General features: G+C 72.4%; 21 protein-coding genes and 2 pseudogenes. 14 read left to right on the plus strand and 9 right to left on the minus strand.

What is annotated here, in order from left to right; genetic code table 11:
- Positions 1 to 3: 3 nt before the first annotated feature.
- From TR49_RS15915 to TR49_RS15925, 3 genes are all read right to left on the minus strand, one after another.
- Positions 4 to 1854, minus strand: coding sequence for an ABC transporter substrate-binding protein (locus tag TR49_RS15915; RefSeq protein WP_042382203.1), 1851 nt, complete (start codon positions 1852 to 1854; stop codon positions 4 to 6).
- 35 nt (positions 1855 to 1889) lie between these two features.
- Positions 1890 to 3236 (minus strand): M20/M25/M40 family metallo-hydrolase, encoded by a 1347-nt coding sequence (locus TR49_RS15920; RefSeq protein WP_042382205.1) that lies wholly within the window; start codon positions 3234 to 3236, stop codon positions 1890 to 1892.
- Positions 3237 to 3311: 75 nt separating this feature from the next.
- Positions 3312 to 5435: a S9 family peptidase gene (locus tag TR49_RS15925; protein ID WP_052434338.1), complete on the minus strand. Its 2124-nt coding sequence runs from the start codon at positions 5433 to 5435 to the stop codon at positions 3312 to 3314.
- Positions 5436 to 5634: 199 nt separating this feature from the next.
- On the opposite strand from TR49_RS15925, the gene TR49_RS15930 reads away from it, so the two are divergent.
- The 4 genes and pseudogenes from TR49_RS15930 (at position 5635) to TR49_RS15945 (ending at position 9279) form a co-directional block, all read left to right on the plus strand.
- The gene (locus TR49_RS15930) at positions 5635 to 6978 is read left to right on the plus strand and encodes a type III PLP-dependent enzyme domain-containing protein (RefSeq protein ID WP_042382367.1); all 1344 of its coding nucleotides are present in this window, start codon (positions 5635 to 5637) and stop codon (positions 6976 to 6978) included.
- Positions 6975 to 7709 (plus strand): annotated as a pseudogene (locus TR49_RS40000) (amidohydrolase family protein); the annotation flags it as partial. The gene TR49_RS15930 and the pseudogene TR49_RS40000, both read left to right, overlap by 4 nt.
- Positions 7710 to 7885: 176 nt before the next feature.
- Positions 7886 to 8506: an amidohydrolase family protein gene (locus TR49_RS44985; protein ID WP_236653382.1), complete on the plus strand. Its 621-nt coding sequence runs from the start codon at positions 7886 to 7888 to the stop codon at positions 8504 to 8506.
- Positions 8500 to 9279, plus strand: a complete 780-nt coding sequence (locus TR49_RS15945) for a serine hydrolase (RefSeq protein WP_042382207.1) — start codon at positions 8500 to 8502, stop codon at positions 9277 to 9279. The genes TR49_RS44985 and TR49_RS15945 overlap by 7 nt, the downstream gene beginning before the upstream one ends.
- 50 nt (positions 9280 to 9329) lie before the next feature.
- Here the strand turns inward: TR49_RS15945 and TR49_RS15950 are convergent, their stop codons facing one another.
- Both TR49_RS15950 and lysA read right to left on the minus strand, forming a co-directional pair.
- Complete coding sequence (locus tag TR49_RS15950; RefSeq protein ID WP_042382210.1) at positions 9330 to 10259, minus strand: LysR family transcriptional regulator; 930 nt, start codon at positions 10257 to 10259, stop codon at positions 9330 to 9332.
- A gap of 67 nt (positions 10260 to 10326) precedes the next feature.
- Complete coding sequence (gene lysA / locus TR49_RS15955) at positions 10327 to 11598, minus strand: diaminopimelate decarboxylase (RefSeq protein WP_052434339.1); 1272 nt, start codon at positions 11596 to 11598, stop codon at positions 10327 to 10329.
- A 163-nt stretch (positions 11599 to 11761) separates the two neighbouring features.
- Between lysA and TR49_RS15960 the strand changes: the two genes are divergently transcribed.
- The 6 genes from TR49_RS15960 to TR49_RS15985 all read left to right on the plus strand — a co-directional run bounded on the left by TR49_RS15960 (position 11762) and on the right by TR49_RS15985 (position 17766).
- On the plus strand, positions 11762 to 12595 hold the full coding sequence (locus TR49_RS15960; protein ID WP_042382216.1) for a M55 family metallopeptidase: 834 nt from the start codon (positions 11762 to 11764) through the stop codon (positions 12593 to 12595).
- Positions 12596 to 12657: 62 nt separating this feature from the next.
- Positions 12658 to 13632, plus strand: coding sequence for a pyridoxal-phosphate dependent enzyme (locus TR49_RS15965; RefSeq protein WP_042382218.1), 975 nt, complete (start codon positions 12658 to 12660; stop codon positions 13630 to 13632).
- A 71-nt stretch (positions 13633 to 13703) separates the two neighbouring features.
- Entirely contained in the window at positions 13704 to 14645 is a 942-nt protein-coding gene (gene sigJ / locus TR49_RS15970) for an RNA polymerase sigma factor SigJ (RefSeq protein WP_042382222.1), read from the plus strand.
- A 123-nt stretch (positions 14646 to 14768) separates the two neighbouring features.
- Entirely contained in the window at positions 14769 to 16016 is a 1248-nt protein-coding gene (locus TR49_RS15975) for an NAD(P)/FAD-dependent oxidoreductase (RefSeq protein WP_042382224.1), read from the plus strand.
- Positions 16017 to 16479: 463 nt separating this feature from the next.
- Positions 16480 to 17379: a cation:proton antiporter domain-containing protein gene (locus tag TR49_RS15980; RefSeq protein ID WP_236653391.1), complete on the plus strand. Its 900-nt coding sequence runs from the start codon at positions 16480 to 16482 to the stop codon at positions 17377 to 17379.
- A 30-nt stretch (positions 17380 to 17409) separates the two neighbouring features.
- The gene (locus tag TR49_RS15985) at positions 17410 to 17766 is read left to right on the plus strand and encodes an immunity 51 family protein (RefSeq protein ID WP_042382228.1); all 357 of its coding nucleotides are present in this window, start codon (positions 17410 to 17412) and stop codon (positions 17764 to 17766) included.
- A gap of 1119 nt (positions 17767 to 18885) precedes the next feature.
- Here the strand turns inward: TR49_RS15985 and TR49_RS46695 are convergent.
- Positions 18886 to 19176, minus strand: coding sequence for a lactococcin 972 family bacteriocin (locus TR49_RS46695; RefSeq protein ID WP_152627292.1), 291 nt, complete (start codon positions 19174 to 19176; stop codon positions 18886 to 18888).
- A 42-nt stretch (positions 19177 to 19218) separates the two neighbouring features.
- Here TR49_RS46695 and TR49_RS41520 point away from each other — a divergent pair.
- Positions 19219 to 19995: pseudogene (locus TR49_RS41520) on the plus strand (IS701 family transposase); the annotation flags it as partial.
- Between the two features lie 79 nt (positions 19996 to 20074).
- On the opposite strand, the gene TR49_RS15995 reads toward TR49_RS41520, so the two are convergent.
- Positions 20075 to 20761, minus strand: a complete 687-nt coding sequence (locus tag TR49_RS15995; RefSeq protein ID WP_042382230.1) for a cytidylate kinase family protein — start codon at positions 20759 to 20761, stop codon at positions 20075 to 20077.
- A gap of 399 nt (positions 20762 to 21160) precedes the next feature.
- Between TR49_RS15995 and TR49_RS16000 the strand changes: the two genes are divergently transcribed.
- The 3 genes from TR49_RS16000 (at position 21161) to TR49_RS16010 (ending at position 24007) form a co-directional block, all read left to right on the plus strand.
- A complete protein-coding gene (locus tag TR49_RS16000; protein ID WP_042382231.1) occupies positions 21161 to 22405 on the plus strand; it encodes a sensor histidine kinase in 1245 nt (414 codons plus the stop codon).
- The gene (locus TR49_RS16005; RefSeq protein ID WP_042382233.1) at positions 22393 to 23040 is read left to right on the plus strand and encodes a LuxR C-terminal-related transcriptional regulator; all 648 of its coding nucleotides are present in this window, start codon (positions 22393 to 22395) and stop codon (positions 23038 to 23040) included. Before TR49_RS16000 ends, TR49_RS16005 begins: the two co-directional genes overlap by 13 nt.
- 259 nt (positions 23041 to 23299) lie before the next feature.
- The gene (locus TR49_RS16010; RefSeq protein ID WP_084724941.1) at positions 23300 to 24007 is read left to right on the plus strand and encodes a TNT domain-containing protein; all 708 of its coding nucleotides are present in this window, start codon (positions 23300 to 23302) and stop codon (positions 24005 to 24007) included.
- A 17-nt stretch (positions 24008 to 24024) separates the two neighbouring features.
- Here the strand turns inward: TR49_RS16010 and TR49_RS16015 are convergent, their stop codons facing one another.
- Together TR49_RS16015 and TR49_RS40010 are read right to left on the minus strand one after the other, a co-directional pair.
- On the minus strand, positions 24025 to 24396 hold the full coding sequence (locus TR49_RS16015; RefSeq protein ID WP_236653383.1) for a DoxX family protein: 372 nt from the start codon (positions 24394 to 24396) through the stop codon (positions 24025 to 24027).
- A 49-nt stretch (positions 24397 to 24445) separates the two neighbouring features.
- Entirely contained in the window at positions 24446 to 26860 is a 2415-nt protein-coding gene (locus tag TR49_RS40010) for a protein kinase domain-containing protein (protein WP_052434341.1), read from the minus strand.
- Positions 26861 to 26862: the final 2 nt, after the last annotated feature.

A 26862-nucleotide genomic window follows, 5' to 3' on the forward strand; every position in this document is an offset into this window, starting at 1 on the left:
GGGCTACTCACGGTCGTCCGCCCCACGACGGCGGCGGACGACCACCGCGCCGGCGCCGACCACGACCACGGCGCCGGCCAGACCGACGAAGGTCCCGGTGCTGCTCCCGGAGGACGCGGAGGCGCTCTGCGCCACCGGCGCGGCCTTCAGGTAGCTCCAGAAGCTGGTCTGAGCAGGGTAGAAGCCGTTGTCCGGCTTGCCGGTGACCAGGCCGGTGACCTTGGTGGAGGCCGCCACCTTGTTGGTGGCGTAGTAGAACAGCTGGTCCACGTCGGCCTTGTAGAGGATGTCCTGCATCTGGCCGACGACCTGGGCGCGCTGCGCCGGGTCGAAGATGGTGGCCTGCTGGGCGAAGAGCTTGTCGTAGTTCGGATCGCAGAAGAAGGCGTCGGTGTTGCCGCCGTTGCCGTCGTCGCCCGGCAGCGTCGAGCAGCTCTGGATGCCGAGCAGGTACGTCGGGTCGGGGCCGGTGGTCCAGGAGTCCATCAGCATGTCCCAGTCGCCCTTGCCCAGGTCGCTGTTGAGTGCGGTCATGCTCATCGGCTGGATGGTGACGCCGACACCGATCGCCTTGAGCCAGCCCACCAGGTAGGTGGAGATGGCCGAGTCGTTGGAGCTGTCGGAGTGGATGCCCAGGCGCAGGTTCAGCGGCTTGCCGGTCTTCGGGTCGACGCGGATGCCGTCGGCGCCGGTCTTGTAGCCCGCGGCGTCGAGCATCTTGTTCGCGGCGGCCGGGTCGAAGGACTGCTCCTCGCCCGCCTGCGGTGTCCAGTTCCACTGCGGCCAGGCGGGCGGCAGGTAGCCCGCGGCCACCTGGCCCTGACCGTCGATCACCTTGGCGACCAGCGTCTTCTTGTCGATCGCCTGCGCGATCGCGCGGCGCAGCACCGGGTCGGAAAGGGCCGGGTTGCCGGTGCCGATCGGCTTGCCCGAGCGGGTCCTGGCGCCGGGGTTGAGCTCCAGACCGGTCCAGCCGTCACCGGCGGCCTGCGCGGTGGTGATGCCCCCGGTGTGCTGCAGGGAGGAGAACTGGGTGGCGTTGACGCCGTTGATGTAGTCGAGCTGACCGGCCTTCAGCGCCGCGACGGCCGCGTCGGACTCCTTGTAGAGCTGCTCGATCAGGTGGTCGTACTTGGGCGCGCCGAGCAGGAACGACTTGTTGGCGTCGAGCTTGGCGTACTGGTCCGTCTGGTAGTCGGTGAGCGTCCACGGGCCGTAGCCGACGACGGGGAACGTGTCGTTCTTGTAGTCCTTCAGGTCCGCGACGTGCGACTGCCAGATGTGCTGCGGCACGATCGGGATGCCGGAGACCGGGATGCTCACGTAGGTGACGTTCGCCTGCGGCTGCTTGGTCTTGATGACCAGTGTGGTGGCGTCGGGGGCGGTCACCGAGGCGAAGTTGGAGACCAGGGTGCCGTTCGCCGTGCCGGCGACAGTGTTGGTCATGATCAGGTTGAGCGTCCAGGCGGCGTCGGCGGCCGTCAGGGGCTGGCCGTCGCTCCACTTCAGCCCACTGTGGATCTTGAAGGTCCAGGTGAGGTGGTCGGGCGACAGGGTCCACGAGTCGGCCAGGTAGGGGCCGGGCACGCCGTTCTCGTCGATCGAGGTCAGCGAGGGGTAGATGCTGCCGAACAGGTCGAGCGCGCCGTTGAAGTAGGCGGTGAAGGGGTTGAGGGTGTCGACGCCCGAACTGTCCATGGCGACCCGCAGGGTGGTTCCCGAGGTGGCGCCGGTCGAGGAGTCCGCCCGGGCGGCGGTCGCGGTGGCGAGGGCGGCGGGGCCGGCCACGAGCAGGCCGCTGACGCAGGCCGCGGCCAGCATCGCGCGGATTCTTCTGCTTTCGCGCACAACCATGTCTGTCTCCGTGGGGGTGAGGGTGACGGGGGAAGTCAGGCGAATGCTCGGGGGTGGGTCATCAGATAGGTGGTCAGCACGCTTGCGCCGAAGCCGAGGCTGTCGGTGAGCACGTGCTCGTCGACGCCGTGGACGTACTGCCAGGCGTCGAAGTCGGCGGGGGTGCGGCCGGGCACGAAGCCGAAGCCGGGGATCCCGAGGGTGGCGAACGCCTTGGCGTCGGTGCCGCCGGTCATGCAGTAGGGCAGGACCAGCGCCTCCGGGTCGTGGGCGCGCAACGCCGCGGCCATGGCGGCGAAGTCCGCGGTGGTGTGGTCGGCGCTGACCGGCGCCTGGAAGTCGCCGGTCCGGGTGAGGTCCGGGCCCAGCAGCGCGTCGACGGTTGCGAAGAACTCCGTCGCGGTGCCGGGCAGCAGCCGCCCGTCCAGCGCGGCGCTGGCCTCGCTGGGGATCACGTTGTGCTTGTAACCGGCCCGCAGCATGGTCGGGTTGACCGAGTTGGCCAGCGTGCCGGAGACCAGGTCGGCGGCCGCGCCCAGCGCGCTGAGGTCGGTCGGGTCGATGTCGACGCCCAGGTGGCGGGAGAGGCCGTCCAGCAGCGCCTCGACCACCGGCACCAGCCGCACCGGCCACTCGTGCGCGTCGAATCGCCCGATCGCCGCGGCCAGCTTGACCAGTGCGTTGTCGTCGTTTCCGCGCGAGCCGTGTCCGGCGGTGCCGCGCGCCGTGACGGTCATCCAGGCGCTCCCGCGCTCACCCGCGGCGATCGGGTAGAGCCGCCCGCCGCCCGGCAGGTGGACGCTGTGGCCGCCGGACTCGCTGATCGCGGCGTTGACGCCCTCGAACAGGTCCGGGTGCTGCTCCACCAGGAACCGGGCGCCGTACTCGCCGGTGTCCTCCTCGTCGGCGACGAAGGCGAAGACCAGGTCGCGCGGCGGACGCTGCCCGGTGCGGGCGAGGTGGCGCACGAACGCGAGCATCATCGCGTCCATGTCCTTCATGTCCAGCGCGCCGCGACCCCAGACCGCGCCGTCGCGGACCTCCCCGGAGAAGGGGTAGCTCGCCCAGTCGGACGGTTCGGCCGGCACGACGTCGAGGTGGCCGTGGACCAGCAGCGCCGGCGCGGTCGGGTCCTCGCCCGGGATGCGCACGACGGTGCTCGCCCGGCCGGGAGCGGACTCGAGCACGACCGGTTTGAGGCCGGCGTCGGTCAGCTGCTCGGCGACCCACTCCGCGCAGGCCCGCTCGCCGCGGCTCTCGCCGCCGCCGAAGTTGCTGGTGTCGAAGCGGATCAGCCGGGAGCAGAGCTCGACGGCGTCGGCGGCCAGCGCCGCCGCCTCGTCCGCGGAGGGGACGGGGGCCGGTGCGACGGGATCGGACATGACCTGCACCTCACAGTCACTGGAGAAGGGAGTGGGCGTCCCGCGAAGGGGCCGGAGCCGGTGGTTGACGGAGTCTCAGCTCCCGTGCATGACCTGGGCGTACAGTTCGAGCTCGGCCCGCAGCGCGGCGGCGACGGTGGCCGCGCGCCGGAAGCCGTGCCCCTCGCCGGGGAACTCCAGGTGGCGGAAGCACAGGCCGGGCCCGTGCGCCCGGTCCACCGCCTCGACCAGCCGGCGCGCCTGGTCGGGACGGCAGATGGTGTCGTCCAGGCCCTGCAGCATCACGAACGGGACGGTGATGCGCGCGGCGTTCGCCAGCGGCGACACCGCGCGGTGGCGGTCCTCGTCGTCGGGCAGCACGCCGACGAGCGTCTCGACGTAACGGCTCTCGAAGTCGTGCGTCTGGCCGCCCGACCAGGTCAGCGGGTCGCTGATGGGGTAGACGGACCCGCAGCAGAAGACGTCGGTGTGGGCGAGCGCCGCGAGCGCGGTCCAACCGCCGGCGGAGCCGCCGCGGATCGCGGTCCGGAGCGGATCCGCCAGCCCCGCCTCGGCCAGGGCGCGGGTGACGGCGACGCTGTCGTCGACGTCGACCCGGCCCCAGTGGTGGCGCAGCCGGTCGCGGTAGGCGCGGCCGTAGCCGGTCGACCCGCCGTAGTCGACCGAGGCGACGGCGTAGCCGCGGCTGGTGAACAGCGAGATCTCCAGGCTGCGGGTGCCGCCGGTGCGGTTGGTCGGGCCGCCGTGGACGTCGATCAGCAGCGGCGCGGCTCCGTCACGGCGTCCCGGGTGGTCGGGGTTGGTCGGCGGGTAGTACAGGTAGGGCACCTCCCAGCCGCCGGGGACGGGGACCGTTCGGCGCTCGGGCACCGAGTGCCAGGGGCCGAGGCGGTCGCCTCTCGTGGTCGTGGTCGTGGTCGTGGTCGTGTGGCGGGAGACGGTCACGACGGGCGTGTGGGCGCCCCGCACGGAGGCGAGGTCGAAGCGCACCGGATGCGCGGTCTCGGTTGGGCCCGCCGCGACCACGGCGACCGCGCCGTGTCCTGCGGCGCCCTGTCCGCCCACGCCTTGCCCGCCCGCGCCTTGCTGGACTGTGCTGTGCCCGACGGTGCTGTGCCCGAGCGCGAAGGAGGTCCATTCCGGCGCGAGGTCGGTGACGGTGCCGGTCGCCGGATCCCAGAGCTGGAGGGTCTCCTCGCCGCGGCTCTGACGCAGCACCACGCCCGCCTCGGTCACCGCGAACGAGGTTGCCCCGACGCGCCAGATCGCGTGCGAGCACTCGGCGTCGACGCGCAGCACGCACGACGCCCTGGCGCTCTCACCCGCCAGTTCGACCCGGTGCAGGTTCCACCAGCCGTCGGGGTCGGCCATCGCGTAGAGGCTGCGCGCGTCGGCCCACTCGGCCTGCGGGACCGAGACGCCCTCGCCGCCCAGTACCCGCCTCGGCCGCACGGCCACCCCGTCCCGGATCCGGGCCACCATCAGATCGCTGGTGTCCCACGGCATGTCGGGGTGGTTCCAGCCGATCCAGGCCAGCCGCGAGGCGTCCGGGCTCAGCCGGATCCCGGACAGGAAGTGGTGCGAGCGGGCCACCACGCGGATCGCGCCCGGGTCGTCGGCCGCCGCACCCGAGAGCGGGACGGCCACGATGTCCCGCGAGGTGCGGGGCGCCGGATCCTGAAGGCCCGCGCCCGACGCGGCCCGGGTGACCTCCCGGACGCACCAGACCTCGGTCGGGTCCGCGCCGAGGATCGGATCGGCGTACGCGGTGGTCACGCCGTCCGGGTCGGCGGGCGTGAGCGGAACGGGCACCGGCGTCGGCGCGTCCGCCGGGCCGCGCGACGCGGCGACGTCCACGAGGTACAGACGCTGGTCGGCGGCGTGCGTGAAGACGAGCCGGTGCCGGGCTTCCCCCGGCAGGACCAGGAAAGGCCGGCCCCCGTAGCCGAGGGAGCGGTTGCCCACCGACCACGCGGCGCCCAGAACCTCCTGCGCCGGCGTCCCCGGCCCGGCGCAGCGCAGCAGCCGCACCCGAGACGCGGTCGGATCGGACGAGCACCACCAGGTCTCGGCCCCGACCACCGACGGCCACGTCGGTGTGCCCTCCTGGGCGCCGACCGCTTCGGGGGTGATCGGGGACGCCCAGGCGCCGGAGCGGGTGCCGGACACGGTGCCCGCAGAGGCGGTGAATTCGGTCACGGGTCTGCTCCTCACTCGAATCTCCGCAGGTCACGCGGCGACGTTGCCGCGGTGAGCCGTTATGTTGGCGGCTGGGGGCGGCTCGGCCGGCCCCGAGGAAGGAAGTGGTGACTGAGCACCGAGGTTTTCGATGCTGCCGCCGATGACCGCCTCGTCCGTGCAGGCTGGCCCCGCTGTCCGAACCTCCCCGGAGGAAGCGATGCTCTCCACACCGACCCCGGTCCCCGCGCGCCGAAGCAGGCGGGACCGAGCCGTTCACACCGCCGCCGAACAGGGGCTCCTCGACGCCCAGGACACCCCGGTGGCCTGCTTCGTCGACCTTGCGGGCCTCGCCGAGAGCGCCCGGGCGCTGCGCGCGGCCTGGCCGTCCGGCCTGGACGTGCTGCACGCCTTCGCCGCCAAGGCGAACCCGCTCGTGCCGGTCCTGGCGCAGCTGCGTGCCCACGGACTGGGCTGCGAGGTGAGCAGCCCCGGTGAGCTCGCGCAGGCACGGGCGGCGGGCTTCACCGCGGACCGGATCGTCCTCGACTCACCCGTCAAGACGCTCGCCGAGCTGACCACCGCGCTGGCCGAAGGCATCGCCGTCAACGTCGACAACTTCGAGGAGCTCGAACGCGTCGACAAGCTCATCGGCGCCGCCGCGCCGGACCCGCGCGTCGGCGTGCGGATCAACCCCCAGGTCGGGCTCGGCAGCATCGAGGCCATGTCGACGGCGGGCCGCACCACCAAGTTCGGGATCGCGCTGGAGGATTCCGGCAACCGCGAGCGCCTGCTCGACGCCTACCTGGCCCGGCCGTGGCTGCGCTGGGTCCATGTCCACGTCGGCTCGCAGGGCGTCCCGTTGGAGCTCAACGCCGCCGGTGTGGCCGCGGCCGTCGACTTCGCCCGCGAGGTGAACCGGCAGCGCCCCGGCCAGGTCGTCGGCATCGACATCGGCGGCGGACTGCCGGTCGACTTCACCGCCGACCACGACACGCCGACCCACGCCGACCACGTCGAGGCGCTCAAGTCGGCGGTGCCGGCCCTGTTCGACGGCTCCTTCCGGATCGTCACCGAGTACGGCCGCTCCCTGATGGCGAAGAACGGGTTCTTCGCCACGCGGGTGGAGTACACCAAGCAGTCCGGCGGCCGCCGCATCGCGCTCACCCACGCCGGAGCCCAGTTGGTGGCCCGCACCGCCTTCGCCCCCGAGCTGTGGCCGCTGCGCGTCCTCGCCTACGACCAGGGCGGCCGGCCGAGCGGCGCCGAGCCGGAGGTCCAGGACGTCGGCGGCCCCTGCTGCTTCGCCGGGGACCTGCTGGCGCGTGAGCGCCTGCTGCCGCGCCTGTCCGAGGGCGACCTGGTCGTCGTTCCCGACACCGGGGCCTACGCGTTCTCCTCGCCTTTCCACTACAACAGCCTGCCGATGCCGCCCGTCCACGGCTTCGACGTCGCCGCGGACGGCACGGTCCGCTTCACGCTGCTGCGCCGGGCCGAGACCGTCGACGAGGTGGTGGCCAGGAGCGGCGCCACGACGCTGCCCTCCGGACCGGCCGCGCGATGACGGGACGGGACTTCGAGCTGATCGTCCGCGGCGGCCTGCTCGCGGACGGCACGGGCGCCCCGCTGCGCCGCGCGGATGTGGCCGTCGCCGAGGGCGTGGTGACGATCCTGCCCGCGGGGAGCGCCGCGACGGCCGCGCGGGTTCTCGACGCGACCGGCCACGTGGTGGCGCCCGGCTTCGTCGACGCGCACACGCACTCCGACCTGACCACCCTCGACGGCATCGGCGAGGCGCAGGCGCACGCCGCCGTGCTGCAGGGCGTCACCGTCGAGATCTGCGGCAACTGCGGCGACAGCGCCTTCCCCGGGCGGCTGCGCGACTTCGCCGCCTTCGCCCGCGCCCACGCGGCCCAGGGCCGGGCCAACCACCTGGCCTCCCTCGTCGGCCACGGAACCGTGCGCGCGTCGGTGGTCGGCCACCAGGACCGCGTGGCGACGGACGCCGAACTCGCCGAGATGTGCCGGGTACTGGACGAGGCGCTCGAGGCGGGCGCGGTCGGGCTCTCGTCCGGCCTGATCTACGCGCCGGGCAGCTACGCCGACACCGCCGAGCTGACCGCGCTGGCCTCCGTGGCGGCCCGGCACCGCAAGCCGTATGTGACGCACCTGCGTGACGAGATGTCACAGGTCGAGGCGGCCCTCGACGAAGCCGTCCGGATCGCCCGCGACAGCGGCGCGGCCCTGCACGTCTCCCACCACAAGACGGCGGGCCGGTACGCCTGGGGCGGAACCCTGCGCACCCTGCCGCGGCTGAACCGGCTGCGCGCCGCGGGCATGGACGTGACCTGCGACGTCTACCCCTACACGGCGGGCAGCACGGCCCTGGCCGCGATGCTGCCGCCCTGGGCCCACGACGGTGGCCGGGAGCTGCTGCTGAAGCGGCTGGGCGACCCGCGGCGCGCGAGCGGATGCGCGTCTCCATCGCCGAGGGCGTGCCGGGGTGGGAGAACACCGTCGGCAACGGCGGCTGGGACCGGATCACGGTGGCCGGCGCCGCCCACCATCTGGGCCTCCAGGGCCGGAGCGTCGCCGACATCGCCGCCGAACACGGCGCCGACGCCCTCGACGTCGTCGCCGAGCTGCTGCTCGCCGAGGACGGCGACGTGACGATCATCAGCCACTCCATGCGCGAGGACGACGTCCAGCGGGTGCTGGGCGCGCCGTTCGCGATGATCGGCTCCGACGGGGTGCCCAGGCCCGGCCTGCCGCACCCCCGTTGGTCTGGGACCTTCGCCCGCGTGCTCGGGCGCTACACCCGCGATCTCGGCCTGCTCTCCCTCCCCGACGCGGTCCGCAAGATGACCGGCGCCACGGCGGCGCGGTTCGGCCTGACCGGACGCGGCGTCCTGCGCCAGGGTGCACACGCCGACCTCGTGGTCTTCGACCCGGCCACCGTGGCGGACCGGGCCACCTTCGCCGAGCCGCTGCTGCCCCCGGCCGGGATCCGGCTGGTGGTGGTCGACGGCGCGGTCGTGGTGGAGGACGGGGCCGTGACCGGGGCGCGCCCCGGGAGGGTGCTCGCATGCTGACCGGCGTCCTGCCCGCCGTCGGGGCGGGCACACTGACCGTCGCTGTCTCCGCCCACCGGGAGCTGGATCACCGAAGCGACGAACCCCTGCCGCTCGCCAGCGTCGGAAAGCTGCTGCTGCTGGCCGAGGCCGCGCACGGCCTCACCGCAGGGACCCTGGACGCCGACGCGCCGGTCGCCTTGCGCGAGGACGACTACTGCGGGGGATCGGGCCTGCTGGCCCGGCTCACCCCGCGCAGCTGGACGGTGCCCGACCTGGCCCGGCTCACAGCCGCGGTCAGCGACAACACCGCCACCAACGCGCTGATCCGCGTGCTCGGCCTGGATCGCGTGAACGAACGCGCCGCCCTGCTGGGGCTGGAGCGGACGCGGCTGCTCGACCGGATCCGCGAACCGCGCCTGCCCGAACACCCCCCGACCTTCGCCGTCGGCACCGCCCGGGAACTGCTCGGCCTCGCGGAACGCGTCGCCGGCGAAGAACCCTGGGCACGGACCATGCTCGGCTGGATGGCCGCGTGCACCGACCGCACCATGGTCCCGGCGCTCATCCCGCACGATCCTGAGGACCACACCGTCCGCCCGGTCGGCGGCGACGGCCTGTGGGTGGCGAACAAGACCGGCACCGACGTCGGCACCCGCTGCGACGTGGGCGTGGTCCGAGGTGCGCGGCAGATTTGCTACGCGGTGCTCACCTCGTGCCCGCCCGGAGGGGAGTTCGCCATGCTCCAGGCGATGCGCTCCGTCGGCGCGCGCATCGCCGCACTCGCGAGCTGACGCCTCCGCGCCCGCTCAGACCCCGCACAGCAAACCCTCAGGAGCGCACGTTATGCCTGCCGCTGACGGTTCGCCACCGTGAGCACACTCGACGCGACGCTGCCCAGGTACGCAATGAACGTGTGGAGCAGCGGGTTCGGATTGCCCGGCCGGAAGGCGACGACGACCTTCCGGTAGAGCCGGGGCCCCGACAGCCGGGTGATCTGCACCCCCGGGGCGTCGTTGATGCCAAGAGTCGGTATCAGGGCGATTCCCATCCCCGCCCGCACCAGACCCAGGATCACCTCGTAGTGGTCGCTGCGGCAGCGGATGTTCGGGGTGAACCCCTCCAGCGCGCAGGCGCGCTCCAGTACCGAGAGCACCGGCGCGCCCGTTCCGAACGAGGTGATCCACTGCTCTCCGGCCAGCTCCTGGAGGCGCACCTGCGCCCGCCGGCCGGCCGGGTGCCCGGATGGCACCACCAGGTGCAGCGGCTCGTGCAGCAACTCCTTGACCTCGACCCCCTCCGGCAGCGCCCAGGGGGCGAGCGGGTACTCGAAGGCGATCAGCACGTCGATGGCCCCCTGCTGCACGCTGTCCGCCAGCTCGTGCGGCTGCCCCTCGACCAACTCCAGCTCGACGGCCGGGTAGCGACCGGAGAAGCGCGACAGCGCCTGCGGCAGCAGCCGGTACCCGGCGGAGGCGAAGAAACCGATCCGCAGGTGCCCGGAGTCGGCCCGCGCCTGCGCCAGCAGGTCCTTCTCGGCGGCGTCGAGCAGCGCCAGCACCTCCTGCCCGCGCAGCGACAGGCGCCGCCCCGCCGGCGTCAGCCGCAGACTCTGCGCACCACGCTCCACCAGGCCGACGCCCACGTCCTTCTCCAGCTGGGAGAGCTGATGGGAGACGGCGGAGGGCGACAGGCGCAGCGCCCGCGCCGCCCCCGCGATGCTCCCCGACCGGTCGATCTCGGCGAGGACGTGCAGGCGGTGCGTGTTGAGCATCCCCGCAGACTAAGTCACGGATGATCACGGAACGATCTCGTCCAGATGTGGATGAGTTCACGCGCGTTCACACGAAGACGCGGAGCAGATCCTCCTCCGTCTCGCGCCGCACGATCACCCGGGCCACCCCGCCCCGCACGGCGACCACCGGCGGGCGGGGGATCTGGTTGTAGTTGCTCGCCGCCGCGCGCTGGTACGCCCCCGAGCACGGGATCGCGATCAGATCCCCGGCGCGCACGTCGCCGGGCAGGTCCACGCCGTCGACGAGGATGTCCCCGGTCTCGCAGTGCTTGCCCACGACCGTGAACGGCGCGGGAGCCGCGTCGCTCGCCCGCGAGGCGAGGACGGCGGTGTAGGCGGCGCCGTAGGTCGCCGGCCTCGGGTTGTCACTCATCCCGCCGTCGACACTGAGGTAGCGGCCCTTCACCGTGCCGACCTCGTAGACGGCGACGGTGGTCGCGGCCACGATCGAGCGGCCCGGCTCCAGGGCGATCTGGATGTCCTCGGGAACGACGGCGTGCAGCACGGCGGCGAGGTCGGCGGGGGAGGGGGCGGCCTTCTCGCCCGGAAGGTAGAACACACCGAGCCCGCCGCCCAGGTCCAGCCTGCCGACGGTGACGCCGTGTGTGCGTTCCACGGCGCGCAGGAAGTCCACCATCCGCTCGGCGGCGGTGCCGAACGAACCGAGATCGAAGATCTGCGAGCCGATGTGCGAGTGGAGCCCGACCAGTTCCAGGCTCGGCGCCGCCAGCACCCGGCGCACCGCTTCCGCCGCCTCGCCAGACGCCGCGGACAGGCCGAACTTCGTCCGCTCACCGCCGGTGGCCCAGGCGGCGTGGGTGTCCGCGTCCACGCCCGGCTTGACCCGGACCATCACGCCCTGACGCACCCCCAGCACCCGTGCGACCGCCGCCACGCGCTCCAGCTCCTGGAGCGAGTCGAGCACGATGCAGCCCACGCCCCATTCGACCGCGCGGCGGATCTCGGCGACGGACTTGTTGTTGCCGTGGAAGACGACCCGGCCCGCAGGCATCCCGCCGCGCTGCGCGATGGCCAACTCGCCGCCGCTGCACACGTCCAACGACATGCCCAGCTCGCGCAGCCAGCCGACCACGGCCGGGGCGAGGAACGCCTTCCCGCCGTAGTGGACGTCGCCGCCCGGGAACGCCGACGTCCAGGCGGCGCACCGGGCGCGGAAGTCGTCCTCGTCGAGGACGTAGACCGGAGTCCCGATCTTCCGCGCCAGCTCGCCGACCCCGATTCCGCCGAGCCGGAGCTCGCCGTCGGCCCACCGGGCACTCAGCGGCCACACCTGGTCCATCACCCTGTTGCTGCTCATGGCGACGAAGCTAGGCACGGGAGCGCCCCGGACCGGGGAAGCCTCAAGGAAGTGGATGCTCAGACACGCTTCCACCGCACGCACCCGGCATCCGGGGCCGAGGCAGGACAGACTCGGACGGGACAGCTGCGTACCCACCGAACCGACGCCGACGCGAGGACCCATGCGCATCCTGATCTCAGCCGACATGGAAGGCGCCACCGGCGTCACCTGGCCCGACGACTGCGAACCCGGAAACCCGGCCTGGCAGCGCTGCCGGACGATGTTCACCTCGGACGTGAACGCGGCGATCGCCGGATTCCTCGACGGCGGGGCGACCTCCGTCCTGGTCAACGAGGCCCACGCCACGATGAGGAACCTGCTGCTGGAGGACCTGGACCCGCGGGCGCAGCTGCTGACGGGCCGTCACAAGGACCTCAGCATGGTCGAGGGCGTGCAGCACCCGGACGTCACCGGGGTCGCCTTCGTCGGCTACCACACCGGCGCCGGGACCGAGGGCGTCCTCGCCCACACCTACCTGGCCAACTCGATCACCGGCGTCTGGGTCGACGGCGTCCCGGCGAGCGAGGGTTACCTGAACTCCCTCGTCGCGGCCCAGTTCGGCGTTCCGGTGACGCTCGTCACCGGCGACGACCTGACCTGCGAGGACGCCCGGACCTACGCGCCCTCGGCGGTCACCGTCGCGGTGAAGGACTGCGTGACCCGCTACGCCGCCGTCTGCCGCCCGCCGGCGGTGACGTCCAAGCTGATCCGCGAGGCCGCCGAGCAGGCGGCCGCCCTCGCGCGGCGCACCGAGCCGGTGACCGGGAGGACCTACCGGGTCGAGGTCGAGTTCGACGCCGCCCACCTCGCGGCGGCGGCGGATCTGGTGCCCACCGTGCGCCGGACCGACACGCGCCGCGTGGAGTTCGGCGCGGACACCGCCTACACGATGATCCGGACGTTCAAGACGGTCACCACCGTCGCGGCGGCCGCACGTGAGGCCGACTACGGCTGAGACCCGCCGACCAGCCGACCACCCGACCCGCCGACCCGTCGTTTTCCGTCCGGAGCACCCCCATGACGCACCCCCACCCGGTGACCCTCGACGACGTGCGCGCCGCCGCCGCGCGGATCGACGGCGTCGCGCACCGCACCCCGGTGCTGCGCTCCCGCACCCTGAACGCACGTGTGGGCGCGGAGCTCTTCTTCAAGTGCGAGAACTTCCAGCGCGCCGGCGCGTTCAAGTTCCGCGGCGCCTACAACGCGGTGTCCCGCCTGTCCGCCGGGCAGCTCGCGAAGGGCGTCGTCGCCTACTCCTCGGGCAACCACGCCCAGGCCGTCGCGCTGGCCGCGCGGGAACTGGGCACCACCGCGATGGTCCTGATGCCAGAAGACGTGCCGGCGTCCAAGCGCGCCGCGGCCGCCGGCTACGGCGCCGAGATCGTCACCTACGACCGCTACCGCGCTGACCGGGCCGTCCTCGCCGCGTCCCTGGCCGACGAGCGCGGCCTGGCGCTGATACCCCCGTACGAACACCCGCACGTCATCGCGGGACAGGGCACCGCCGCACTCGAACTCGTCGAGGAGGTCGGCCACCTGGACGCCCTGCTGGTCCCCGTCGGCGGCGGCGGCCTGATCGCCGGCAGCGCCACGGCCGTCACCTGCCTGGGCCGCCCGGTCCGCGTCGTCGGCGTCGAACCGCAGGCCGGCGACGACACCAGGCGCTCACTGGAGTCGGGTGAGCGCGTCGGCATCCCCGTCCCGCGCACCGTCGCCGACGGCCTCGCCACGCAGACACCCGGTGAGCTGACCTTCTCCATCAACCGGCGCCTGGTCGACGAGATCGCGGTGGCGAGCGACGAGGAGATCATCGAGGCCATGCGCCTGGCCTTCGAGTGCCTCAAGATCGTCGTCGAACCCAGCGGCGCGGTCGGCCTCGCCGCCCTCCTCGCCGGCCGCATCACCCCGACCCCGTCCCGCATCGGCGTCCTCCTCTCCGGCGGCAACATCGGTGCCCGCCGCTTCACCGACCTCCTCGCCGACGACTTCTGACGGGGGAGCAGGCACACCACCCGACAGGGGGCGCTCCGCCGTTCCGCGCCGGGATGGCTAGGATCTCGGGCATGGGCCTGATCACCAGCGACGTCGACCGCTTCGAGGCCGCCCGGCCGCGGCTGGAGGCCATCGCCTACCGGCTGCTCGGCTCGTCGGGCGAGGCGGAGGACGCCGTGCAGGAGACGTTCCTGCGCTGGCAGGCGGCCGACGTCGCGCGGATCGAGACCCCTGAGGCCTGGCTGACGAAGGTCCTCACCAACCTCTGCCTCAACCAGTTGACGTCGGCGCGCGCCCGGCGCGAGACGTACGTGGGAGCCTGGCTCCCCGAGCCGCTGCTCGCCGGGGACCCGATGCTCGGTCCGGCCGACACCGTCGAGCAGCGCGAGTCGGTGTCGTACGCAGTCCTCGTCCTGCTGGAGCGCCTGTCGCCCAACGAGCGGGCGGTGTACGTGCTGCGCGAGGCCTTCGACTACACCCACCGGGAGATCTCCGAGCTGCTGGACCTCACCGAAGCCGCCAGCCAGCAGATCTTCCACCGGGCCAAGAAGCACGTCGCGGACGGCAAGGCGCGCACCGAGATCGACGAGGCCGCCGCCCGCAGGATCGTCGAGGAGTTCCTTGCCGCGGCGACCAGCGGCCGCACCGAACCACTGGTACGCCTGCTCACCCAGGACGCCGTCTCGATCGGCGACGGCGGCGGCAAGGTCCCGGCCCGCGCCAAGGCGTTCGAGGGCGCGCTCGCGGTCGCCACCTTCCTGCGCGGCCTGTTCAAGCCGAGCCCGTCCAAGCGGGCCTACGTCGGCGGCGCGCCCGACATCTACGCCACGACCGCCAACGGCGGGCCCGCCGTCGTCGCGGTCGTGGACGGGCGGGTCGTCGGGATCACCTGCCTGGAGGTCACCGCGGAGGGCATCGTCGCGGTCCGCAGCCAGGTCAACCCCGACAAGCTCGTGCGTGCGACGGCGCTGTGGGCCGCCGGGGACCACGGGGACTGCCTCTACACCCTCTGACGCCCGCCGACCTCATGTGACGTGCTTCACATCCTGATCCTGTCAGGAAACGCCGGGCTGCCCGGTTCAAGGGGCGAAACCGCGCACGACCACGGCGGATCCCGCGCAGACAGGAGCAAGTCCATGCAGCACCGCATCGTCGTCCTCGGAGCCGGCTACGCCGGAGCCGTCGCCGCCGGCCGCCTCGCCAAGCGGCTGCACCGCGAGGACGTCACCATCACGCTCGTCAACCCCGAGCCCGACTTCGTCGAACGCGTCCGGCTGCACCAGCTCGCGACCGGCCAGGACCTCACGCCCCGACCCCTGCGCGAGATGTTCGCGGGCACGGGCGTCGAACTGAGGCTCGCCGAGGTCACCGCCGTGGACGTGGACCGCAAGGCGGTGACGCTCACCGCCGTGCACCGCCCCGGGCGCGAGGATCTGGGGCACACAGACCAGGAGCACATAGACCTGGAGCACGCGGACCTGGAGTACGACACCCTCGTCTACGCCCTCGGCAGCGGATGGAACGACGGCGGCGTGCCCGGCGTCGCCGAGCACGCCCACGAACTCGCCGGCCGCCCGGGCGCCCTGCGCCTGCGCGACCGCCTGACCACCCTGGACGCAGGCCGGCCCGTGGTCGTCGTCGGCGGCGGACTGACCGGCGTGGAGGCCGCGACCGAGATCGCCGAGGCCCGCCCCGACCTGGAGGTCGCCCTGGTCGTGCGCGGCGCTCTCGGCGACTGGCTCTCCGACAAGGGCCGCGCCCACCTGCGGAAGGTGGTGGACGGCCTCGGCATCACGGTCCACGAACACACGACGGTCACCGCCGTGGAGGCGGACCGGGTGACGACGGCCGACGGCACCGCGGTCCCGGCTGAGGTCACCGTCTGGACCACGGGCTTCGCCGTCCACCCGATCGCCGGGGCCACCGCCCTGGAGCTGACCACCGGCGGCCGGATCGCGGTCGACGAGACGATGCGCTCGGTCTCCCACCCGGACGTCTACGCCATCGGGGACGCGGCGCTGGCGATGGGCCCCGGCGGCAAGCCGCTGCGCATGTCCTGCGCCTCGGGCGTCCCCATGGCCTGGCAGGCCGCCGACGCCGTCGCCGCCCGCCTCACCGGCGCCAAGCTCCCGCACGTCTCGATCCGCTACTACCAGCAGTGCGTCTCTCTCGGCCGCCGGGAGGGCCTGATCCAGTTCGTCACCGCCGACGACCAGGCGGTGAACCGCGCCCTGACGGGCCGTCTGGCCGCCCGCTACAAGGAGCTGATCTGCAAGGGCGCGGCCTGGGGCGTCGCCAACCCGACCGTGGGCATGCCGACGCGCCGCCGACGCGTCGTCCGGCAGGGGACCGAGAGCCGCGCCCGCGCGCGGGCGGCGGCCTGACCCCGTCCGGGCAGAGCCGGGGCGGCGTCACCCGGTTGCCCGGCGTGGCTGGGTGGAGCTGCCGCAGCGGGCTTTCCTACCGTGCGGACCGGGGGTGTGGCCCCCGTCCGCCGGAGGAAGCCAGGGAAGACAGGTGCATGCGTGATCGCGCTGGCCGTCAGTATGGGCACGCTGCTGGCGTGGGCCCTGGTCGCCGCCAGGCTGACGCGCTGGAGCATCACCGCGCCGGTCGCGCTGACCGCAGCGGGCGTGGCGCTCACGGCGGGGCCGCACGCACCGGTGCGAATCGGGCTGACGACCCTGGACGCGGAGCACGCCGTGGAGATCATCCTCGCCGTGCTGCTCTTCACCGACGCCACCGAGGTGCCCGCCGGGGTCTTCCGCGCGCAGCGCGGACTCCCTCGTCCGCCTGCTGGTCTTCGCCCTGCCGCTGAGCCTGCTGACGGCGACGCTGGTCGGCGGCCTGCTCTTCCCGTTCGACTGGTGGCTCGCCGCCCTCTTCGCGGCGGTGACCGTGCCCGTCGACCTGGCCCCGGCCGCCGAACTGATCCGCGACACCCGCCTGCCGTCCTGGCTGCGCGCCGTCCTGACCGTCGAGAGCGGGCTCAACGACGGCATCGTCGCCCCGATCTTCCTGCTCTGCCTGGCCGGTGTGGAGACCCACGGCACGTCCCCCGGACCGGCCCCGGATTCGGTGGGGCACGCGTTCGACCAGCTGCTGTGGGCGACCGTGGCCGGCGCCCTGGTCGGCCGACCCGGCGGACTCCTGCTGCGGCGCGCCTGGCGGGCCCGCTGGACCACCCCCGCCGCGATCCGGCTCGGGCTGCTCGCCCTGCCCCTGCTCGCCTACGCCGTGGCGGGCGTGCTGCACGGCAACGGCTTCGTCGCCGCCTTCGTCGCGGGCCTGTTCGTCCGCCCGGACGTGCCGTCCCTGCCGCCGAAGGTGCTCAGCCTGGTGGAGGACGCCGGGACGCTGATGTCGCTGGCGCTGTGGTTCGTCTTCGGACAGCTGGTCACCCAGGCGTTCACCGGGGAGTTCGACCCACGGGTCGTCGCCTACGCGGTGCTGACGCTCACCGTCGTACGAGCCGGACCCGTGCTGCTCTGCCTGATCGGCACCGGACTGGACCTGACCGACCGTCTGGTGCTGGCGTGGCTCGGGCCCCGCGGGCTCGCCTCCATCGTCTTCGGCCTCCTCGCGTTCATCGGCCTGGCCCCGACCGACCCGCACGCCGCCGACCTGGTCGGCCAGGTGATGACGATGACCGTCCTCATCAGCCTGGCTCTCCACGGCCTCAGCTACGGCCCACTCGCTGCCCGCTACGCCCTGGCGCGGGCCCGCGCGCAGGCGGTCGAGCCGTGACTGTCGGAGGCGACTTGTAGGGTCGGCGCCATGAGTGATCGCACGACTCTCGAACCCCTGGTGCTCTTCGAGTACGACCACCGGCCGGGCACGTACTGCCTGATGCTGAGCGACAGCGACATGGGTCCGGCCGACGACGTCTTCGAGGAGTGCGGGCAGTACGGCAACGGTTACGGCTGGGAGGGCGTGGCCCGATCGGCCCTGCGGGTTCGTGCCCCCGAACTGACGGACCGGATCTCCTTCGACTCCGAGGCGGGGACGTTCGTCGCCCACGGCGACGACCCCGAGGCCCTGGGGCGGTTGGGCGCGCTGCTGCAGGAGGCCTGGCAGGACGGCTCCGTGCTCAAGCAGTTCATCGAGGCCGGCGACCCGGACTGGTTCGACTAGGCCGTTTCTCTTGGATCACTGTGAGGTCGTGCGCCAGTCGCCGTAGGGTGGCGTGATGTTCGATCGGTTGGAGATCACGGTGCTGCCGTCGGGTGGCCCGGGCCGCAGCAGGCGATGGCGGGCGGCCACCCGCGTGCTCGGTGACGGTCAGCATGCGGGTCACCCGGGTCTCGCGGCGACCTGCCCGGTGTCACGCTGGTAGCGCCGGGCATTGGCGCTCACTGACTACCTGCGTGGCGACGGTCCATCAGATGTGCTGGCAGCCCAATTCGACTCTGGGGATGCGACAGGTAGCTGACGCCGACGGTCCCGCGCTCGCCAGATTGCGTGACCCACAAGGGCCAAGGCAATCAATACCGCGCTTACTCGAACGACATTCCAAGTAGCCACCGCCGTCGAACTCGCTTCTCGCGCCTCGCCTGAAAGCCGCACCGAGGTCTCGCAGAAGGCAACAAACGGGACCGTCAATCGGAAAGCTAGCCCACCCAGGCCAGAGATGCGCGCCAGGTTGCCCAAGATCCCGCAAGGGGCCCCCAGAAAAAATGCCGCTATTCCCCAGGGAAGAATGTGTGCGACTTCGCCGCCATATTGTCCGACCGGCCTTTCGGCCCGAACGGCCCCGGCGGGCAGCACAGGGCTCACATCCTTGAAGGCGTAATACACTACCACTGCCACGGCCAGCCCCAAAGACGCCAGCAATGCTGACTCAATTTTGGAGCGACGGAAGAAGCCTACTAGGAAGGCGTAACCACCCCACGGCCAGCCGCCCGAGAAAATTGTTGCTATTGCAGCACAAAAGGGATTTTCCCATTTGTCGGCAATAGGACCAACAAAGCCAAGAATCACCCCCGCCCCGAGAGACAACGCTACGGGTATAGCGCGAGAACGCAGCAGGCGCATATATTCCCTTCCCCTTCCCCGGGCGCTACCTTGGGACCGTACGGCCGCGAGGGGAGGCCCCTCAGCGCCCCACCAACCTACCTCGCTTGACAGGGGCCCGGCGAAGAGCCAGCACCTGTGCCCTCCGCTCCCTATGGAGCGGAGGGCACACGACAGCTCACTTGGCGTCGTTGGGTTGCTCTTAACCGCTGATCGCCACCCGGCTCCAATGCCTGCTTGTCAGCTTGTGCCGTGGTAGGAGTAGCAGGTGTACGCGAGACCTGCTGCCAAGCTTGAATCGGCCCACTGGCCAGCGGATGCGTAGTACCGGCCGCTGAAGCTGTCGTCGATAATGACGGAAGCGTAATGCGTTTTGGTTCCGTTGTAGTAATTTGAGTAGCAGTTCTTATATTCGGCGGTGCCGACAAATTTAAAATTCCACCCGAAGCACCACTCGCCACCCTCCGCCGGGTAGACGCAACTGCTCTCGGTCATTGGGCGGATACCCGCTGAGGCCGATGGGGCCTTCATCGTAATCTTCGCAACAGCCCACACTGAGCCGTTAGCGACCTCTCTTTCGCGACCAAGCCCCAACTGGCCGCCGAGATGATCGTCCGGGCGCTGGACGCGGGCACACCCGCCCGCTGGGTCGCGGGCGACGAGGTCTACGGCGACAACCCGCACCTTCGCAGCGCGCTCGAAACCCGCCCGATCGGCTACGTGCTCGCTGTCTCCAGCACCCACGAAGTCGTCACACCCGCAGGCAAGTTCCAGGCGAAGGCACTGGTCGCGCGGATCCCGAGGCGGGCCTGGTAGCGGCTGTCCGCCGGGGCGGGAGCGAAGGGCGAGCGGTACTGCGACTGGGCTCAGCTCGACATCGCCGATCCGGCCGGGCGGCCCGGCAACTGGTGGCTGCTGGTCCGCCGCAACCGGCGAAGCGGCGAACTCGCCTTCTACCGCTGCTTCTCACCCCGCCCGGTGCCGCTGTCCGAGCTGGTCAAGGTGACTGGACGGCGCTGGACAGTGGAGGAGACGTTCCAGGCAGGCAAAGGGCCTGGCCGGGCTGGACGAGCACCAAGTCCGCCGCTGGAACTCCTGGCACCGCTGGGTCACTCTCGCCATGCTCGCCCATGCCTTCCTGGGCCGTCACGCCGCCGCCGAGCGCCGCGACCGTCCCGCCCCCGAGGACCTGATCCCCCTGACCGCAACGAGATCCAGCACCTGTTCGCCGCACTGATCAACCCAGTCCACGGTCTGGCGCATCGGCTCCGCTGGTCGCAGTGGCGACGCCGGCACCAAGCCCGTGCCCGTGCCGCCCACTACCGACGCCAAGCAGCCGCCCAGCCATGAAGTTCACGATCTACGGCTGGAGTTCCAGGCCGGCTACCGCAACCGGATCACGCACACAGGGTGTCGGGCTGTGTATCGATCAGTCCGATCGGAGTTCCCAGGCCGGGCGCTGGATCTCGGCGTTGTGGACGATGATGTCGGCGTGGTCGGTCGGGTGTGCGTCGGCGAAGTAGAGCTGTTGGGCGGGGATGTAGCGGTTGTGCCAGGACCGCTCGATTGCGGCGGTGTCGGTGGCGGCCCCGGCCAGGGCGGTGCCGCGGTTCAGGGCGCGATCGACCGTCTGCTCGAACGGGACGGACACGAAGATGCGCAGGTCCCAGCGATCGATCAGCTCGGGGCGCAAGAGGAAGACCCCGTCGAAGAGCAGGACCGCGTCTGCGGGGGCGGCGGCGACCGGAAGGGACAGCGGGGTCTCGGTTTCTCGGTCGTAGACCGCTGGCTGGAACCTTCGGTCTCCGCCCGGGCCCAGCGGATCGAGCAGGACCCTGCACAGCGCGGCACGGTCGTGGGCGTCCCAGTAGCACCCTTCGGCCGAGTACCGGCCGCGTCGGTAGCGTTGTGCAAGAGGGGACAGGAAGTCATCGATGGTCGCGCGGATGACGGCGCGGTTTTGCGCGCGCAGGACGACGGCGAGCTCGTCGGCCAGCGTGGTCTTGCCGGCGGCGGGTGGCCCGTCGATGGCGACCCGCAGCGGGTGCCCGGTCGCTGTGGACCGGATCGCCTCGGCCAACCGGCTGATGAGCTCGTGGCGGGAGCCTTGATCCATGGCTGCCTCTCTCGGTCTTGAGCAGTGCTCCCTTCAGTCTGCGCTGAGACTGCCTGGCTTCGGCCCGTGGTAGGGGACCCACCGGTATCCGGGTCGGAAGGCGACACAGTCGTCGCCAAGGCCTGCTTCCGCGACGGTGAGCACGGGCTCGATCGAGCTCACTGATCATCCGTCAGATCATCCGGACAGGCACGGCGCCCCAGGGCAACCATGGCACCATCCGGGATCCAGCGGGCCCCCGGAACCACAGGTGACCCCACGGCCGAGCGGCGCCGAACCGTCAAAAACGGGACTCGACGTCATCTGAGGCCCTGCTCCGGCGTGGTGGTACTGGGTTCACCATGGATGCGGATACAAGATCCATGGCAGGCCCGTGTTGAAGTGCTCTAACGTCGAGCCATGACGATTCCGCCCCGGTGGGGGCGCCTGGCGCGGCGGGCGCGGCGGGACACCGGCTTCCTGATCACGGGTGTCCCGCTGCACCTGGCGCTGGTGCCCGTGTGGGCCTGGGGCGCGACGACCACTGCCAGGACGGGGAACTGGGCCCTCGCGCTCCCGGTGTCCCTCGCCCTGGTCCTGAGCAGTGTCCCGGTGCTGACGGTGGCTCAGCGGTGTCGGTACCGGGCGCTGCTCGGGGTGGACATCCGTCGCTCGGCGCCCGTGCCGCAGCGGCGGTCGCCGACCACGGCCCTGCGGTGGCTCTCCTCACCGCGCGCCTGGCGCCAGGTCGGATACCACCTGCTGCTGGGCCCGCTGGTGGCCTTGTCGGAGCTCATGGTGCTGGTGGCGGCGGCGGTGGGTCTGGCAGGCGCCACCGGGTACGGCTGGGTGTGGACGCTGCCGCTCGGGGTGCGGCGCGACTGGTTCGGCTGGGCGACGCTGATGCCGTGCTACACCGTGCTCGGCCTCATTCTGCTGTCCCTCCTGCCCTGGCTCGCCGGGGTGGTGGCCCGGGCGGAGTCGCGCTCCGTCGCGGCGCTGCTCGGACCCAGCCGGGCCGATCGGCTCCGGGAACGGGTCGCGTACCTGGCGGGCAGCCGCACCGACCTGATCGAGGCGGTCGATGCCGAACGCCGCCGGATCGAGCGCGACCTGCACGACGGCACCCAGCAGCGGCTGGTCTCCCTGGCGGTCAACCTGGGACTGGCTATGGCCACCCGGCCCGACCTGCCGGGCGAGGCTCATGAGGTGCTGGCAGAAGCGCACCTGGAGGCGAAGGCGGCGATCGCCGAACTCAACGATCTGGTACGCGGGTTGCACCCGGCGGTGCTCGAGGACCGGGGCCTGGACGCGGCGTTGTCCGGACTGGCCGCCCGAGTTCCGCTGCCGGTGCGCCTGCGGGTCGAGCTGCCGGAACGGGCGGCGCCCGCCGTGGAGTCGGTTGCGTACTTCGTGATCTCCGAGGCGCTGGCGAACGTGACCAAGCACGCCGGCGCCTCGCGGGTCGAGGTGACGGTCCGACGGGTCGGGACGGTCCTGCGGGTGAACGTCACCGACGACGGGCTGGGCGGCGCCGACCCCTCCGGTGGCACGGGGTTGAGCGGGTTGGCCAAGCGGGTGGGCTCCGTCGACGGCATATTCCGGCTCAGCAGTCCCGTCGGGGGACCGACGACCGTGACGGTGGAGCTGCCGTGCGCGCGGTGATCGCCGAGGACTCGGTGCTGTTGCGGGTCGGCCTGGTCAAGGTGCTGGAGATGGGCGGCTTCCAGGTCGTCGCGGAAGTCGGCGATGCGGAAGCGCTGTTGGCCGCCGTCGAGGAGCACCAGCCCGAACTCGCCCTGGTGGACGTCCGGATGCCGCCCACCTTCACCGACGAGGGCGTGCGGGCGGCCGCGGTGATCCGCCGCGGCCGCCCGCGCACGGCGGTGGTCCTGCTCTCGCAGTACGTGGAGGAGCGGTACGCGGCTGACCTGTTGGCGACCAACACGAGCGGAGTGGGCTACCTGCTCAAGCAACGCGTGGCCGATGTCCAGGACTTCGCCGCAGCGGTACGGCGGGTGGCCGAAGGGGGAACGGCGCTGGACCCCCAGGTCGTCGCCCAACTTCTGCTCCGCCGCGGCGACCCCCTGGTCGCCCTGACCCCCCGCGAGCGGGAGGTGCTGGCCCTGATGGCGGAGGGCCGGTCCAACGCCGGCATCGCCGAGGCTCTGACGGTCAGTGAGAGCGCGGTGGCCAAGCACATCAACAACATCTTCGCCAAGCTCGACCTGCCGGTGGCCGAAGCGGACCACCGCCGGGTGCTCGCCGTGCTGCGCTTCCTTGGTGCGTCCAGGGGCTGACCCCCCGGGGGGCACGCCTGCACAGCGCGGACTTCGACACCTTCGGCGTCCAGGAACCGGAAGGGAAAGCGTTCGGCTGCACGGGGGAATTTCGTCGGCACGCCCCGCCCTCCGGGCCTTCGTTGTGCCGTCGTGGCTGGTCGCGCGGCTATAAGTGACGGGATGTCACCTGCGACCGGCGGGCCCTCGAGGCCTGCCGGCGCTGTTTCGCGCCTACGGCCCGCACCGGGCCCGCGGGCCACGGGCGGAAGGAAGCCGGATGCGTTTGACACGTCGACTCCTGGGGGGCGTGCTCGCCGCACTCCTGCTGGCCGCCGCCACCCCGGCCGCAGCGGCCCGCGCTGACGCGGCCGCGCCCGCCCGGGGTGCCGAGAGCTGCCCGACCGCCCATCGAACCGCGGCCACGACGACGGCCCCGCCCGCGCTGGAGGACTACTACCAGGGCGACTGGCGGCTCGGCCCCGCCTTCCTGCCCCGGACCGGGGTCGTCGGCAGGATGCTGCGGGGATACCACGCGCAGGACTCGACCTCGCCCTACTGGATCCTCGGCTGCTACTGGCAGACCAGCCAGGCGACCAACCAGTCGGGCTGGTGGTACCCGGACAACAACGGCTTCGTGCTGCGCGACGGCCGCCCCGTCGAGCACGCCCTGCGCCTGCGCGCGGGCCAACTCGTCGACCTGTTCGGCAGCGGCCGCGGCTCCTTCCTCGCGCCCGTGGGCACGCCGTACGCCGAGCGCGCGCTCCCGCCGACCAACCTCGACGAGTACAGTGCGACCGGCCCGGTGGTCAACTACCACCTGTACCGCGTCGCGAAGCAGTTCATCGTCCAGGCCGGCCCGATCCGGCCCTGGTTCGGCCAGCCGGGCCTGGGGACCCAGTACTGGACGGCCTACGCGGACTCCACCCGCACCGTCGCGTTCCTCAAGGCCCAGGGCTTCCTGGACGAGATCCCCCAGCAGCAGTAGCGCCCGAAACGGGCGGCTCAGCCCCGGGCGATCCGCAGCGACCGGATCACCAACGGCGCCTGGAGCGGCACCCGGCACCACGCTGCGGCGCGCAGCGCGGGGGACCGGTCGTTCCAGTCCAGTGCCATCTGCACGTTGGCGGGGAGCACCGCCAGGAAGAGGCCGGCGGCCAGGCGGCCGCCGGCCCTGCGGGTCCGCGGGTGAGCGAGCGCCGCCGCGACGCCGAGCTCGGCGACCCCGCTGAGGTAGGTCCAGGTGCGCGGTCGGCCCGGGAGCCCCCGGGGCACGATCGCGTCGAACGGCCTGGGCGCCACGAAGTGCGCCACTCCGGCGACGGCGAGCAGCCCGGCCAGGGCGGTGGCGGACGGGGCGGGCTTGCTGTCGATCACAGGGCACCTCACGAGTCGGACCGAGGCTTCTACTGACGAGTAGTAAAGCCTATCGTTCAAGCCCGTTGCGTTCGGTGTCCTCGTCGGCGTGCGCCCGGGTGTGGGTGAGCGTCTCGTAGCGACGTGTGGCGGGTTCGGTGGCGGCTTCGCTGACCAGGGCCAGGGCCCGCTCCGGCAGCGCAGGTGGACCGATCCTGCCTGCCGCCGCTCCGGGGACCAGCGTCTCGGCCACGTCAGCGGGGGTCGGCCGCTGTTCCGGATCCGGGTGCAGGCACGCCCGGACCACCTCTGCCAGCGGTGCCGGCAGTCCCGTGAGCCGGGGTCGGCCGGCCCGGATGTTGGCGACCACGGCGGGAGTGTTCCGGCCCCAGGGGCTGTGGCCCAGCGCGAGCTGGGCGAGGACGCTGCCCAGGGAGAACACGTCGCTGGCAGGGGTGAACGTGGGCTCTCCGCGGAGCTGCTCGGGGGAGGCGAAGGCGGGGGTGCCGGTGAAGCCGCGGCGCGGTTCGGTGAGGCGCTCGATCTGGGCGATGCCGAAGTCGATGACGCGCGGACCGTCCTCGGTCAGCAGCACGTTGCCCGGTTTGAGGTCGAGGTGCACGACGCCTTCGGCGTGGATCGCGTCCAGGGCGACGGCGATGCCCGCCCCCAGCGTGCACACCGGGTCGACGTCCAACCGTCGGCACCGCTCAAGGAGTTCCTGCAGCGAGGGGGCGGCCACGTAGGGCACCGCCATCCACGGGACCGGGCCGTCGGTGTCGGCGGCGATCACCGGCACGGTGAAGCGCCCGCCGACGCGCCGGGCCGCCCGCACCTCGTGGGCGAAGCTCTGCTTGATCCGGGGTTCCGCCGCGAGGCGCGCGTGCAGCGTCTTGACCGCGACCATCAGACCGTCCTGATCCTGGCACAGGTAGACGCGTCCGAAACCGCCCTCGCCGACGGACTCGAGCACCTCGTACGCACCGAAGGCCGGCGGCCGGTCCGCCCCGGCGGCGGGTCGTGCCCGCTTCACCTCCCGCCAGGTCCCGATCGCGGCGGCCTGGTCGTGCACCGCGGTCCGTCCTGCCGGGACGCTCGCGGACCACCGCTTGCGCGCGGCCTGCCCACGTGAGGCCGGCTGCTCGTCCTCGGCGACGACGACCCGCACCGGCCCCGGTGCGCCGTCCTCGAACACGTATGCCTGGACGAGCAGGTTCCCGTCGTCCAGCCGGGAGACGTAGGCGCCGGGCAGCCCCAGCCGCTCGCAGAGGGCGGCCTCCTCGGCGGTGGGGCGCAGGTCGCGGCGGGCGAAGCAGAGCGCCGTCGCTTCGTACCCCGAGCCGGACAGCTCCCGCAGTACCGCCGTCCACCACTCGACGTTCCCGCGCCAGGTCGGATCCGCGCTGTTGTCGACGACCGCGAAGCGCGTCGTCTCGGACGCGCCCGTCTCGCGCGTCAGCACCGCGCACGCCGTCCCGGCCGCGGCCTGCATCGCCTCGCCCAGCGCCGTCGCGGTGCGCTCCGCGATCCGCAGCGTCGGGCGTCGTGCGATCCGGGCCAACTCCTCGCACTGGCCAAGGAGAGTGTCGTACTCGGGCGAACCCGGCCCTTGCCCCTGGAGCTCCAGGCAGGTGAGCACCCGGCCGAACCGCTCCACGGCCGTCGCGTGGTTTCCCGCCTTGACCGCCGCCTTCGCCTCCGCGACGCGCGCGAACAGGACGTGGGAGCTGTCCGGCCCGTGGAGCTGCTCGCATCGCGCGGCGATCTGCCCGTACATGCGGCCGGCCCGCTGGAAGTCCCCTGCGGCCTCCACCGCTGCGGCCGTCTCCAGGAGGTCCCGCAGGCCCTCCGCGCCGCCCTCGTTGCCGAACGGGAGCCCGCCGGCCACCTCGGCGTAGCGCTGCCGGGCGATGTTGACGGACGGGTGGGCGGGGCCGAGCCGCTGCTGGGCCGTCTGCAGCATCTCGGCGAACGTGCGCAGCGCGGCGGCGTTGTCGCCGCCCTGCTGTTGCCAGTACCCCATCTCGCACAGCAGGGTGACCGCCGCCTCGGCGCGGCCCTCCCGCTCGGCGGCCCGGTGCATCTCCTCGTAGCGGCGCACCGCCTCCTCGGGCCGGCCTGCCCGGCCGTGCCAGTGGGCCAGTTGGTGCCGAGCCAGCTCGGTGTCCTGATGGTGCGGCCCCTGTAACCGGTTGCGCTCGGCAAGGAGCAGCGCGAACAGCTCCACCGCGGCCTCCGGCCGGCCGGACTCTCCGGTCCAGTGGGCCAGTTGGTGCCGCAGTGCCAGGGTGTCGGGCTCCTGCGGGCCGAGGACGCGTTCCGCGCGCACCACCAGTTCCGCGTAGCGCTCGGCGGCCTGCCCTGCGCCGCCCAGGTTGCCGATCGACTCGGCCGCCCTGCTGCCCTCCAGCAGCGCCGCGCGGGCGTCCCCGTGCTCGCCCGCGCCGCGGCCTGACGCGGTCTCATCTCGCTTGAACCACTTCACCC

This window comes from Streptacidiphilus melanogenes (assembly GCF_000787835.1).
GTDB classification, from domain to species: domain Bacteria; phylum Actinomycetota; class Actinomycetes; order Streptomycetales; family Streptomycetaceae; genus Streptacidiphilus; species Streptacidiphilus melanogenes.

What these genes read in the sequence shown, in the direction of transcription:
- TR49_RS15995 (WP_042382230.1), bottom strand. Translation starts at nt 20,761, where the DNA reads ATGGATCAAGGCTCCCGCCACGAGCTCATCAGCCGGTTGGCCGAGGCG.
- TR49_RS16010 (WP_084724941.1), top strand. Translation starts at nt 23,300, where the DNA reads ATGCGTTTGACACGTCGACTCCTGGGGGGCGTGCTCGCCGCACTCCTG.
- sigJ (WP_042382222.1), top strand. Translation starts at nt 13,704, where the DNA reads ATGGGCCTGATCACCAGCGACGTCGACCGCTTCGAGGCCGCCCGGCCG.
- TR49_RS15930 (WP_042382367.1), top strand. Translation starts at nt 5,635, where the DNA reads ATGCTCTCCACACCGACCCCGGTCCCCGCGCGCCGAAGCAGGCGGGAC.
- TR49_RS15950 (WP_042382210.1), bottom strand. Translation starts at nt 10,259, where the DNA reads ATGCTCAACACGCACCGCCTGCACGTCCTCGCCGAGATCGACCGGTCG.
- TR49_RS44985 (WP_236653382.1), top strand. Translation starts at nt 7,886, where the DNA reads ATGCGCGTCTCCATCGCCGAGGGCGTGCCGGGGTGGGAGAACACCGTC.
- TR49_RS15915 (WP_042382203.1), bottom strand. Translation starts at nt 1,854, where the DNA reads ATGGTTGTGCGCGAAAGCAGAAGAATCCGCGCGATGCTGGCCGCGGCC.
- TR49_RS15985 (WP_042382228.1), top strand. Translation starts at nt 17,410, where the DNA reads ATGAGTGATCGCACGACTCTCGAACCCCTGGTGCTCTTCGAGTACGAC.
- TR49_RS46695 (WP_152627292.1), bottom strand. Translation starts at nt 19,176, where the DNA reads ATGAAGGCCCCATCGGCCTCAGCGGGTATCCGCCCAATGACCGAGAGC.
- TR49_RS15960 (WP_042382216.1), top strand. Translation starts at nt 11,762, where the DNA reads ATGCGCATCCTGATCTCAGCCGACATGGAAGGCGCCACCGGCGTCACC.
- TR49_RS15965 (WP_042382218.1), top strand. Translation starts at nt 12,658, where the DNA reads ATGACGCACCCCCACCCGGTGACCCTCGACGACGTGCGCGCCGCCGCC.
- TR49_RS15920 (WP_042382205.1), bottom strand. Translation starts at nt 3,236, where the DNA reads ATGTCCGATCCCGTCGCACCGGCCCCCGTCCCCTCCGCGGACGAGGCG.
- lysA (WP_052434339.1), bottom strand. Translation starts at nt 11,598, where the DNA reads ATGAGCAGCAACAGGGTGATGGACCAGGTGTGGCCGCTGAGTGCCCGG.
- TR49_RS15945 (WP_042382207.1), top strand. Translation starts at nt 8,500, where the DNA reads ATGCTGACCGGCGTCCTGCCCGCCGTCGGGGCGGGCACACTGACCGTC.
- TR49_RS15975 (WP_042382224.1), top strand. Translation starts at nt 14,769, where the DNA reads ATGCAGCACCGCATCGTCGTCCTCGGAGCCGGCTACGCCGGAGCCGTC.
- TR49_RS16000 (WP_042382231.1), top strand. Translation starts at nt 21,161, where the DNA reads ATGACGATTCCGCCCCGGTGGGGGCGCCTGGCGCGGCGGGCGCGGCGG.